We start from the raw sequence: 255 nt of genomic DNA, 5'->3' as shown, positions 1-255 counted from the left end.
CACGCAGCCGGCCGTCGAACAGTTCGTCCCGCAAATGGTCAACTTCGACGTGATCGGCGCCGTTAACTTCAGGAAGGGGTGCTACCCGGGCCAGGAAGTCGTCGCGCGCAGCCAGTACCGCGGCACGATCAAGCGCCGCACCGCGCTCGCGCACGTCGCCGGCGAGACCGACACCGTGCATGCCGGCGTCGAGCTGTTCCACAGCGACGACCCGGGCCAGCCGTGCGGAATGATCGTCAATGCGGCCGCCGCACC

1 pseudogene is annotated in these 255 nt (G+C 68.6%); it reads left to right on the top strand.

The annotated features are described in order from the left end of the window. Positions 1–255 (top strand): annotated as a pseudogene (locus tag SB751_RS32970) (folate-binding protein); the annotation flags it as partial.

The sequence above is a fragment of the Cupriavidus sp. SIMBA_020 genome, from assembly GCF_046535395.1.
GTDB classification, from domain to species: domain Bacteria; phylum Pseudomonadota; class Gammaproteobacteria; order Burkholderiales; family Burkholderiaceae; genus Cupriavidus; species Cupriavidus campinensis.
This window is presented reverse-complemented; position numbering and strand designations above follow the sequence as displayed.